We start from the raw sequence: 11,039 nt of genomic DNA, 5'->3' as shown, positions 1-11,039 counted from the left end.
CGCCTCAATCGCAAGATTTTAGCTCATACCGTCTGTTTTTGGCTTAATCGCCACAATTGTGATCCTCTTCAATTCGACGCACTTGTTACGGAATATTAAGTCGCACATCGCGTTATTTAAGTTGATTTTCCTGGTGCGATCGTCCTTTTGCTATGACTATAAGTTATAGTTCCTACGAAGAAACGGAAATTCCCAAATATCTTGCAGCCCACGAACCAAAACAGCCTTTAGATAGCTTGAGTACATCAGAACAAAATAAAGCGTTAGTCGAAATTTGCAAGAAAATTAAACAGGCGTTTATATCTTAAAATGAATGGCTAGGCTAGTAGGATGTGTTGAAGCAACGCACAACACACCATCAAATCCGGTGCGTTACGGCTAATTTCTCATATTTCCAACGCTCAAATCTTGACGTAGCCGTAACACACCCTACGGAATTGAACTAGATAGATATCCGTTGAGTGTGAGTCTCTACAAACAAAACCTGCTCTAATGGTTTATAGACATAACTGCCCTACCAGTGATAGGGTTGTCAGCTGCTCAAGCTAAACACTGTAATTCTCTAGGTAGTTTTGCATGGTACTGGATATCTCTTCTTTGCCGTTGGCATTTCAATTTACTTCTCCAGGCCCGATTTTGGTGAAAATCGGCCCATTAACTATCCGTTGGTATGGCTTGTTGATTGCTACGGCGGTGTTAGTTGGTGTCAGCCTTTCTCAGTACTTGGCAAAACGCCGTAATGTGAATCCAGAATTGCTGAGTGATTTGTCAATTTGGCTGGTGTTGGGGGCAATTCCCGCCGCACGACTATATTATGTTTTGTTTGAATGGGCGGAATATGCCAAGCATCCCGAAAAAATCATCGCTATTTGGGAAGGTGGTATTGCTATTCACGGTGCAATTATCGGTGGGACGATAGCAGCTTTAATTTTTGCCAAACTCAAGCGGGTTTCTTTTTGGCAATTAGCAGACTTGGTTGCACCTTCCCTAGTTTTAGGACAAGCAATTGGAAGATGGGGTAATTTCTTTAATTCTGAAGCTTTTGGTCGTCCTACTAATCTACCTTGGAAACTTTACATTCCATGCAGATTTGATCCAGCTAAAAACCTCTGTCTTGGTCGTCCTTTAGATTATCAAAGTTTTGAATACTTCCATCCCACTTTTTTGTATGAATCACTGTGGGATTTAATGGTGTTTGCCTTGCTGTTAAATTTATTTTTCCGCAGTGTCTCTGGCAAGCTAAAGCTGAAACTAGGCACGTTAATTATGGTTTACTTAACAGCCTACAGCACTGGTCGCTTTTGGATTGAAGGCTTACGCACAGATAGTTTATTGCTAGGAAATCTGAGAATTGCTCAAATTGTCAGCTTAACGGGTATTATCGCAGGTTTAGCAGGTTTAGCTTGGCTATATTTTCGGAAACGTCCGTTACCGGATGTGGTTGCGTCGAGTGATTAGGAGAAGGCCTGAAGGGGGACGAAGGAGACAAGGGAGACAAGGGGGATTAGAAGATGACTCAATTTAAAAATCCTCATCCTCTCTGCGACTCTGCGTGAGAAAATTCATCACGCATTTAGGCAATGCCAATGGCTAATGACCAAAAATAAAAAATGCCCCAGATTTGACTCTAGGGCTTAACCAGGGTGCATCTACCATTCCATTCTTCTATCGTTAGAGGGTTAATCCGGAAGGATACTGAGAAAATGCCAAGAAATTTTTGAAAAAAGATTTTTATTACGGGTAAATACGGAAAAGTAATTGAAGTTTTTTGTATGGAAACTCAACTAAATTTAATCAAACTAGCAGTTTACATTGTGGGGGCAGGGCCGGGAGACCCAGATTTATTAACGGTTAAAGCGCAAAAACTCCTTTCTAGGGCAGATGTAATTTTATTTGCTGATGCTTTAGTTCCCGAACAAATATTAAATCTGTGCCGCCCAGATGCGGAAATTATTCCGACTGCGGATAAGACTTTGGAAGAAATTGTATCGCTGATGGTGGAACGGGTGCGATCGCAGCAAAAATCTCTTGTTCGTCTCCACTCTGGCGACCCCAGTCTTTACAGTGCTATTCACGAACAAATGCAAATGCTGGCTGAGGCGGATATCCCCTTTGAAGTCGTCCCAGGAATTAGCGCCTTTCAAGCCGCCGCCGCCAAACTCAAGGTAGAGTTAACAGTCCCCGGTTTAGTTCAAACTATCATCTTGACGCGCATTAGTGGACGTACTGAAGTCCCAAGCACAGAAGAGTTAACCAGCCTCGCCGCCCATCAAGCTAGTTTATGCCTATATTTAAGTGCGCGTCACGTCGAAAATGCCCAAGCCAAATTACTCGAACATTACCCCAGCGATACACCTGTGGCGATTTGCTTTCGGCTAGGTTGGCCTGATGAAAAAATTCGCGTGGTTCCCCTTAACAAAATGGCGGAATGCACCAAAACAGAAAATCTGATTCGCACCACACTTTATGTAATTAGTCCCGCACTGAAAGCAACAGATGGGCGATCGCACTTGTACAATCCTGAATATAATCATTTATTTCGTGCTTAACTTGGTCAGGAATTATCCACAGAGATTTCCTGTTGAGAATAGTGTCATGGCGAAGCCCCTATATTACCTAAACACTATTCCCCAACAGTTCTACTCGCTTACCTGAGCAAGAATTTTTTGAGTTTGCAAATAATGATAAAGGCGATTTAACGCATTGAGATGGGCGTAAGCTGCGGCTACGACAATATCTGTGTCGGATGCTTGCCCGGAAAAGATTCTATCTTGATATGCCAAGCGGATTGTGACTGTTCCCAAGGCATCAATTCCGCCTGTGACTGACTGTACAGAAAACTCAATTAATTGATTGGGAATTTGTACTAAGTGGTTAATCGCTTGATAAACTGCATCTACTGGCCCTGTGCCGACACTAGCATCTGTCAGGATTTTGCCATCGGGTGTGACAACTGTAATGGTTGCGGTTGGACAAGTGCAGTCACCGCAAATTACTTGGACGTGTTCGAGTTGAAAACCGCTTTCTACTTGATTTTGGGTTTCATCCCGCACAAGTGCTTCTATATCCCAATCAGAGATTTCTTTTTTCTTGTCTGCAACTTCTTTAAAACGGTTAAAGGCTTTGTTTAAGTCGGCTTCACTCAGTTCAAATCCCAATTCTTTCAACCTTGTACGGAAAGCATTTCGTCCTGAGTGTTTGCCTAAAACTATGCGATTTTCTGGTAAGCCAATGGATGCAGCTTCCATAATTTCGTAGGTTTGGCGATGCTTAATAATGCCATCTTGATGAATGCCAGATTCATGGGCGAAAGCATTTGCACCCACGATCGCTTTATTTGGTTGAATCAGCATTCCGGTTAACTGCGAAACTAAGGTAGAAGTTTTGTAAATCTCTTGGGTTTTGATACTGGTGAGGGGTACATCAGAATTTACAGAACGGCCAAAGTAGGGATTGAAGTAGTGTTTCCGCACTTGCAAGGCCATCACAATTTCTTCTAATGCGGCATTTCCGGCACGTTCGCCAATGCCGTTAATCGTGCATTCTACTTGACGCACACCATGTTCTATGGCGGCTAAGGCATTGGCAGTTGCTAAACCCAAATCATTTTGGGTGTGGATGGAAAGAATTACTCTGTCAATATTCGGCACATTTTCCCGAATGCCTTGAATCAAAATTCCGATTTCTTTGGGTGTGCAGTAACCAACGGTATCAGGAATATTGATTGTGGTTGCGCCAGATGCGATCGCAGTTTCTAACACCTGATATAAAAAGTCTGGTTCTGTCCGACTAGCATCCATTGGCGAAAACTCAACATCATCAACAAAGGATTTGGCATAAGCCACCATTTCTTGAGCGATCGCCAGCACTTCATTACGGGACTTTTTCAACTGATATTGCAGATGAATATCAGATGTCGAAATCATGGTGTGAATGCGCGGATGGGCGGCAGGTTTTAAAGCTGCGGCGGCGGCTTGAATATCTTTGCGGGTGGCTCTGGCTAAACTGCAAATAATTGGCCCGTCTGCTTTCCCGACTTGTTCTGCAATGGTTTTGACGGCTTGAAAATCTCCCGGACTAGAGACAGCAAAACCCGCTTCTATGACATCTACTCCCAAAAGAGCTAGTTGATGAGCGATCGCTAATTTCTCTTCTGCATTTAGGGTTGCACCAGGGGATTGTTCGCCATCCCGCAAGGTGGTGTCAAAGATGATAACTCTGTCTGTTGCTTGAGATGCAATGCTCATAACTGTCTCCCGTTTGGTTAAGGGAATTATTTATAACTTTGGATATTGTATACAATCTTTCCTAAATTGTATACAATATAAAATATGAACTTACATGATTTAGCTGCCAATGTGCTGCAACAACAACGCAGCACCCCCGATTTAATTGCCGATGCTTTGCGGGAAGCCATTTTGCGCGGCATTTTTCAAGAAGGACAATCTCTCCGACAAGATGAAATCGCCACACAATTTGGTGTGAGTCGCATTCCTGTGCGGGAAGCCTTGCGTCAATTAGAAGCGGAAGGTTTGGTAACTCTGCATCTGAATCGTGGTGCGATGGTATCGGTACTCACAGCAGCCGAAGCGCAAGAAATTTGTGAGATTCGCAGTGCGTTGGAAGTCCAAGCCATACAGTTAGCGATACCAAAATTCAGTGCAGCAGATTTAGAAAAAGCTGCGTTAATTCTGGAAACCACTGATCAAACCACCGATGCAGGTTTGTTAGCGCAATTTAACTGGGAATTCCACGCCGCACTTTACACCAGCGCAGAACGTCCGCGACTATTGGCAATGATCAAAAATCTGCATATAAATTGCGATCGCTATGTGCGTATGCAGATGGCACAAATGGACTATCAAGAACGTTCTCAAAAAGAACACTATCAACTTTTAGATGCTTGCAAACAACGAGATACAAAAACTGCCGTGCGGTTACTAAAACGCCATATCGATGCCGCAGGTGAACAGTTAGTTATGTATTTGTTGCAAAAATCTTGAAAGTGATAGTGTCTCTTAGTAAAGTTATGCAATATTCCCGTAATGGTGCAGATATGAATTTATTGTAACTTTCCTGATGGCAACAAATATCTGCACAAAACATTGATGTTATTTTTGGAAAACTGCACAACCAATGGTTATTTATTATTACTAGCAAACAAGAACAATTAATCAATTTATTGTGGAATCCAGACTGTCATTTATCTCAAGAGTCTGGTTACTCTAACATCATATTCAGTGCCTTTTGGATGTTCACTTCTGGCCTGAACTCTTGCCATACCATCCGCCTTTTCTTTGGACTCAGCACTAATCTCGTATCTTGACGTTCCGCATTGATAGGTACTGTTGGCTTGATCGGCATATTCCTTAATATCAACCAACACCTCAAAAGTATGAACCATTGGAACCCCCTAGTGCAAATCGCACAGTGTGGAAATTAATATCCAGTATAGGAATATCAATAAGTATATGCTTGTTCAACAATACAATTCTTTATCAAAACTATTAATCAATAATGCCTGAGAGTTAATACTGATAACCAACTAATAGCGATACTGCTCTAAATTAACGAACGAAGTATTATTAATATAATTGGTTAACAAATATTGCAAAGTTAATATATAAATAACAAAAAAATAAGAAAAGGTGACAGGTCACAGGTTAGAAGTAAGGTGTGAAGGTGGAAGATTTTGTTTGGTTTTGCGATCGCTTCAACCAAGCTACTGGAATGTCCAATGTAAAAACCGTGCATTAAAATTATCTTGTGGGATGGGATTCTAGCCCGTCCGATGCAAGCTTTCCGTCCAACACCACAAGAACTATATTTTTCACTAAATGTAATACTTAGACTTATGGCTCTATTATTTTCAACTGATTTGGGTGAGTGATATTTAATTCAACAATATTATTTGATAAGTTTTTAGGCAGAACATCATTTACTTGAACTTGCTTGTTTTGAAGTGATAAAACGTTGCCTGCATCGGGTACTTGATTTAATATTTCTTCATTAATAAATAGACGATAAAATTTATTATTATCTCCTGATAAATTTAACAAAATAGTAGTATCATTAGGTCGGCTCCATCCATTAACTTTCCCAACAATAATATTGCTCATATTTTTATTATTTTCATATACAGAGTTGGAATTTTTAACACTACAAAAAAGACTAACAGGATTTTTTGTAAAATCAGAACAACTCAAAACCTGTTCTGTTCTTCGAGTAACTTTTTGAAAAAAGGAGTAGTCTAGTTCTTTACCTTGACCAAAGTTAGCATCTTTTTGAATATCGATAGGAGCTTTTAAAAGCGTGGTTGCAATAATTTCCCGGTCTGACAAAGGAAGATTTGGAGATAAATAAACACCAGCACCAGGTATATTCCGACTTTGGTGAATAATGCGAATATCTGGGTCATTTTTTACTGTAGAATAAGCTCCAGCACCAATATCTACTTTTCTATTTTTGACCATTTCTCGAATAACATGACTTCGCAAACCCATATTGAGGTTCAGGGTTTTACCATATAGATCATAAACTGGCATATAAAAGCTAGATGCTGAATTAAAATCACCTAAAGCAATTTTTGTACTAGATTTTAAATCCTCTATTGACTTGATAGAACTATCTGAGCGAACAAATAATGCAGATTGGTAGTATAGAGAACTATTAGGAAACATTTGAGCAGCAAAGGTATATCCATTATCTTTAGCTGCTACAGTAATCATAGGTGAGAGGGTAAAAGCAATGTCCCATTGTTTAGTTGCTATTCTTGTTTTTGCTTCTTGAAATGAAATATTTTCATCTCCATCAATAGTTATTAATATATTATTACCCAACTGCTTCTTAAGATAATCAGCTAGAGTCTCATATTTGGTGGGGTTTGTTAAAACCCCTATTTTAAGAGAGCTTACTTGCGATTTTGGAATATTTTGTATTATTTTTGACCCAGGATTTTCTGGAATTTTTTTGAGTAACCAATAAGTGCCTAAGCCTATTCCTGAAATCAATATACCTGATGTCACTAGTAGTAAAAAAAATTTTCTAGCTAATTTTATATGACTTTTATTCATAAATTATTTACAGGGAAAACTACCTAACTTAAGTATCTAAGCAATCAGCTTTCATCTCAATCACTTTACCCTGTTTTTTGTACAAACACAATGTAAATTCCTCAGCAGACTTTGAAGCTTCTTTTCCCCCTTATCCCATTTCAGCAAGATTATGAAAAACCTAATATTTACTCGCCGTAAACTGTCACCATAATTTGACGTTGGCGGGGTTTGATATCACATTCCAAATGAAAAATTTGCTGCCAAGTACCCAAAACTAACCTGCCAAATCTTGTATACCATCCTCAGTTCCCGTAGGGTCGCAACTGGCGTGAGAGGTTTGGAGAGGGGTTTTCCAGATACCGTGAAAAGTCAGTGCTGAACAGGGGCGAAGTTTACATTGCCAGTGATAGTATTTCCACTCATTGTGTTGGTTTGAGTTTGATTGATTATTTGCTGTCCCCCTGGTTGTTCTTTAAGCTTGTCGAGTAACTCCTGAGCCACTTTAATGATTTCTTGGTCTTGTTCAGCACCAGCTTTGGTAATTTTGTCTTTTAATAAACCTTCAGCTTGCTTAATTTCTTCTGGTTTGGCATCTACCATCGCTTGTCCCAGAGCATCGCCTTCCAATTTCTTTTTAATCAAAGCCTTCAAACCCTGATAGGCATCTTTCACGGCTGTTCCGGCGGTTTCTTTAGTAGCAGCGATCGCACCAGCACTCAAAGCAGTAATAATTATAGAAATAGGTTCCATCGTTAATCCTTTATAAGTCAGCTAGAGAGATTCGATGTATATAAGATACATACAGCAAAAATAGGGTGCGTTACGCAAATAAAGTAACGCACCCTATTTTTCAGCAAGTTTTAACTGAATTATCTTCCTAACGTCTGCGGATAAATATTTGGGTGAAGTAAACTGCACCTCTGCTATTTACCGCCACACCAACACCTGTGAGGTTGTAATTACCTTTGATATTAGCCAAATGTCCTGGACTTCTCAGCCAACCTTGCACAGCCTGGGTTGCAGGATTGCTGTATCCCTGGTTGTAAGCCACATTTTCTGCTGCTGCGCTGTAGGGTATTGTAACTGCGATCGCTTGAATTCTTGCGCCAAAACCATTATGACTCAATGTATTACTTGTAGCCATATTTTGACTGTGAGTCCTAGCTTGATTGTCAATAGTTGAGTTACGCCTTAACGCTGGTAGACCCAGAGACGCTCGATATTGGTTGATTTGAGTGAAAACCTCCGCTTCTAACTTCGCAGTATTTACAGTTTGTGCCAGTTGGATGTTATTATCTGACATTTGGGTATGTTGCAAGGTAGCAGTTTGAACTGGTGCGGAAAAAGCGGTTACGCCTCCAATCAAGGCTAGAGTCGCTACACCAGCACTGGATATTTTATTCTGAATCATTAATAGGTAGCCCTAAACACACTGAAAGAGAACACTTCCAGATAATGTAACCGGACTCATGTAAATTCAACAAATAGGCTATGAGCCAGCATCTGGGGATTTATGCTGCTCTACCTGGGAAAATTGCCAACCAACTTACATATTCATAAATTTCCATACATCATCATTCTCTGGGTAGAGAAATATAGCAGTTCTTACTTGCTTGTAATACAGTTGGAACCCCACCCCGCATTTGCTGACGCAAACGCTCCCCTCCCCGCTTGCGGGGAGGGGTTGGGGGTGGGGTTGAAATGTACCTCATCCAACCGAGAACCGCTATAGTAAAAAGTCAGGAGTCAGTATAAATTCTGTGCGACACTTCTCCTATCGGAGACGCTACGCGAACGGCAAGCTCTGATAGCCTTTTTGCGGAAGCAAGATAAAATATCGCCAGATGAACATAATTTGTCATAAAGTTAAACTCATACAACAAAAAAGCATCAGGACAACTGTAAGATTTCGCTGATTTAGCGTTTTATATTTATCGCTATTGTTCTAGTGATTTGATGAAATATGATAGCGATCGCTGTTTAGACATCAACCCACTGACTGAAATTACTCACAAAATATTACTGTGCAAGGTTTTCTCAACTTAAACAAACCATTTGATTGGACTTCTCACGACTGTGTGGCGCGGGTACGCAAACTGTTGCGCCTCAAACGGGTAGGACATGCGGGAACTTTAGACCCCGCAGCGACTGGGGTTTTACCAATTGCAATGGGTAAAGCCACAAGGTTATTGCAGTATCTCCCAGGGGAAAAAGCTTACAAAGCTACTATCCGTTTTGGTGTGCGTACCACAACCGATGATTTGCAAGGAGAAATTATCGCCTCACAACCTTGTGCAAATTTGAGTTTGGCTGAAATCGAAACTGCAATTACACAATTTGTGGGCAAGATTGAACAAATACCGCCAATGTATAGTGCGATTCAAGTTGATGGCAAACGCTTGTATGATTTGGCGCGTCAAGGTGAAACAGTGGAAGTTCCTGTACGTACAGTTGAAGTTTTTCAGATAGATATTTTAGATTGGCGCGAGGGGGATTTTCCTGAATTAGATGTGGCGATCGCTTGTGGTAGTGGTACATATATTAGAGCGATCGCCCGTGATTTAGGCGCAGTCTTAAACACTGGTGGAACTCTCGCCGCTTTAACTCGCACCCACAGCAGTGGTTTTAATTTAACTAATAGTCTTTCTTTAACTGACTTAGAAACACAGTTGCAAGGCGGGACATTTCAACCCATTTCCCCGGATGTTGCTTTACAGCATTTACCCACCGTCACTTTACCTCCAGAACTCGCCCGCAAATGGTGTCAAGGACAAAAAGTTTCCCTCAATTCCGATAATTTTGGACTTGTGCGCGTATATGAAGAGGAAATGCGATTTTTAGGAATTGGACAATCGCAAGATGAAATATTAATTCCTCAAATGGTGTTTGAACCAGTTTCTTAAAAATGCCTTGCAGTCAACGCAGTTACACACCAATAACACGAAAAATTACGCTTATTTTATGATTACTATGCAGTACTAGCGTTGTTTTTAGCTCTCTAAAATAGCGCGGATATCTTTTAACATCAGAAATAAATGCAATGGATCTGTTGGGCTAGGTTCAAAATCAAATTGTTGATACCAGTCACGCGCTTTCTCATCTTTCGCATGAACCAATAATGCACGAATACCAATCAGATCAGCAGCTTCATTGACACGAATTAAGCAGTTTTTGAGTAAACCTCTCCCTATGCCTTGTTTTTGAAATTCTTTGCTTACTGCTAACCGAGCTAATAAAACAACAGGTATAGGATATTTTGGTAAACCTTTAGATATACGAGGTGGTGCATTTTCATGAATAACTGATGCTACAGTCAAAGTATAGTAACCGATTACATTATCTTCTAAGCAAGCGATATAGGTGGTCGAACTATCAGATTGCTGATTTTTTAAAGCATATTTGATTAAATAATTATTTAAATCAAAATTCCCACAATCAAAGTTTTTTAGATTATGAGATTTTGATAATTTAGCGATATATAAATTGTTAGATGCCACAATACTACTCAAATACGCTAGGCTCAGTTAACAAACGACGCAAGCGTGGTTTCTCAACACAGGGGGCATCCAGAGCGTTTTGAAAAGCTTGCCATTGCTCATCGTTTAACACAAAAAGCTTTCGATTCGTTAAAGTTTCTTGTGCAGCTTGCAAACCATGTTCAAGTAAAAATTCACTAACATTTTTATGACTTGCTGCTGCTGCTTGCTGTAAAAGCTTTTTAACGCTAGAGCTAGTACGGATATCAATCCGTTCCGTTCTAGGTTCATTTGGGTAACTCATAGGTTTTAGTTAAGCTTTCTCTCTCAACTAAATTAACATACACACATTGTCCTGACAACATTCTTAAAGCCAGGACTTACGTAAGTGTTACGATTGTTGGTTGGTGCGTGACGCTATAAGTCTCATGACTAAAATACTATTCTCATCTACGATAGGCATCAATATTCATTTCCGGCATTGCCGTAGATAAGCTATTAAGCACTT

General features: G+C 40.3%; 13 protein-coding genes and 1 pseudogene. 6 read left to right on the top strand and 8 right to left on the bottom strand.

All coding sequences use genetic code 11. The features are described from left to right. From H6G77_RS19375 to cobM, 4 genes and pseudogenes are all read left to right on the top strand, one after another. Nucleotides 1–99: pseudogene (locus H6G77_RS19375) on the top strand (IS982 family transposase); the annotation flags it as partial. Between the two features lie 53 nt (nt 100–152). Beyond that, a complete protein-coding gene (locus H6G77_RS19370; RefSeq protein WP_190675287.1) occupies nt 153–308 on the top strand; it encodes a hypothetical protein in 156 nt (51 codons plus the stop codon). A 268-nt stretch (nt 309–576) separates the two neighbouring features. Then, complete coding sequence (gene lgt, locus H6G77_RS19365; protein ID WP_190595091.1) at nt 577–1,458, top strand: prolipoprotein diacylglyceryl transferase; 882 nt, start codon at nt 577–579, stop codon at nt 1,456–1,458. Nucleotides 1,459–1,772: 314 nt separating this feature from the next. Further along, a complete protein-coding gene (gene cobM, locus H6G77_RS19360; protein ID WP_190872463.1) occupies nt 1,773–2,549 on the top strand; it encodes a precorrin-4 C(11)-methyltransferase in 777 nt (258 codons plus the stop codon). Between the two features lie 90 nt (nt 2,550–2,639). Here cobM and H6G77_RS19355 read toward each other — a convergent pair whose 3' ends face one another. Further along, nucleotides 2,640–4,247, bottom strand: a complete 1,608-nt coding sequence (locus H6G77_RS19355) for a 2-isopropylmalate synthase (protein WP_190872462.1) — start codon at nt 4,245–4,247, stop codon at nt 2,640–2,642. 84 nt (nt 4,248–4,331) lie between these two features. On the opposite strand from H6G77_RS19355, the gene H6G77_RS19350 reads away from it, so the two are divergent. Beyond that, nucleotides 4,332–5,003, top strand: a complete 672-nt coding sequence (locus H6G77_RS19350) for a GntR family transcriptional regulator (protein WP_190872461.1) — start codon at nt 4,332–4,334, stop codon at nt 5,001–5,003. 200 nt (nt 5,004–5,203) lie between these two features. Here the strand turns inward: H6G77_RS19350 and H6G77_RS19345 are convergent, their stop codons facing one another. From H6G77_RS19345 to H6G77_RS19325, 5 genes are all read right to left on the bottom strand, one after another. Further along, complete coding sequence (locus H6G77_RS19345) at nt 5,204–5,404, bottom strand: hypothetical protein (protein WP_313949992.1); 201 nt, start codon at nt 5,402–5,404, stop codon at nt 5,204–5,206. 448 nt (nt 5,405–5,852) lie between these two features. Further along, complete coding sequence (locus tag H6G77_RS19340) at nt 5,853–7,073, bottom strand: phosphate/phosphite/phosphonate ABC transporter substrate-binding protein (protein ID WP_190872459.1); 1,221 nt, start codon at nt 7,071–7,073, stop codon at nt 5,853–5,855. 167 nt (nt 7,074–7,240) lie between these two features. Then, the gene (locus tag H6G77_RS35795; protein ID WP_277880585.1) at nt 7,241–7,327 is read right to left on the bottom strand and encodes a YjbQ family protein; all 87 of its coding nucleotides are present in this window, start codon (nt 7,325–7,327) and stop codon (nt 7,241–7,243) included. Nucleotides 7,328–7,424: 97 nt separating this feature from the next. Then, a complete protein-coding gene (locus H6G77_RS19330) occupies nt 7,425–7,805 on the bottom strand; it encodes a hypothetical protein (RefSeq protein WP_190872458.1) in 381 nt (126 codons plus the stop codon). Between the two features lie 127 nt (nt 7,806–7,932). Continuing rightward, entirely contained in the window at nt 7,933–8,466 is a 534-nt protein-coding gene (locus H6G77_RS19325) for a CAP domain-containing protein (protein WP_190872457.1), read from the bottom strand. A gap of 613 nt (nt 8,467–9,079) precedes the next feature. Between H6G77_RS19325 and truB the strand changes: the two genes are divergently transcribed. Further along, the gene (gene truB, locus H6G77_RS19320) at nt 9,080–9,958 is read left to right on the top strand and encodes a tRNA pseudouridine(55) synthase TruB (protein WP_190872456.1); all 879 of its coding nucleotides are present in this window, start codon (nt 9,080–9,082) and stop codon (nt 9,956–9,958) included. Nucleotides 9,959–10,045: 87 nt separating this feature from the next. On the opposite strand, the gene H6G77_RS19315 is transcribed toward truB, so the two are convergent. Next, a complete protein-coding gene (locus H6G77_RS19315) occupies nt 10,046–10,552 on the bottom strand; it encodes a GNAT family N-acetyltransferase (protein ID WP_190872455.1) in 507 nt (168 codons plus the stop codon). A 4-nt stretch (nt 10,553–10,556) separates the two neighbouring features. After that, nucleotides 10,557–10,835 carry a DUF1778 domain-containing protein gene (locus H6G77_RS19310; protein ID WP_190872454.1) on the bottom strand — a complete coding sequence of 93 codons (279 nt, stop codon included), beginning with the start codon at nt 10,833–10,835 and terminating at the stop codon, nt 10,557–10,559. Between the last annotated feature and the right edge of the window lie 204 nt (nt 10,836–11,039).

Source organism: Aulosira sp. FACHB-615, assembly GCF_014698045.1.
Taxonomy (GTDB): domain Bacteria; phylum Cyanobacteriota; class Cyanobacteriia; order Cyanobacteriales; family Nostocaceae; genus Nostoc_B.
Note: the sequence above shows the minus strand (reverse complement) of the source record. Positions and strands in the feature narration are given on the sequence as shown.